Here is a 261-nt window from a genome sequence, read left to right on the forward strand (position 1 = left end):
CCAACAGGTTAGCTGTTTATCTGATTCGAATTGTTTCATATCTACTCCGATTTCTGAAATAATAAGAATTGCAGATAAAGTGCTGATACCTGGTAGTTGGATGATGTGCATGAATTGATCGAACATTGGTGCTGCACGTTTCATTATTTCGATTTCACAGTTATTAATATGGACTTGTAATTCTTCCATATGAATCATTGATTCATTCATTTTAAACCTTTGATCAGTTTCGATATTGCAGTGTTTAATGGAATCTAGAAT

1 pseudogene is annotated in these 261 nt (G+C 33.0%); it reads right to left on the reverse strand.

The features are described from left to right. Positions 1–210 (reverse strand): annotated as a pseudogene (locus DW269_RS12505) (IS110 family transposase); the annotation flags it as partial. Between the last annotated feature and the right edge of the window lie 51 nt (positions 211–261).

The organism is Catenibacterium sp. AM22-6LB, assembly GCF_003435615.1.
Lineage (GTDB): Bacteria > Bacillota_I > Bacilli_A > Erysipelotrichales > Coprobacillaceae > Catenibacterium > Catenibacterium mitsuoka_A.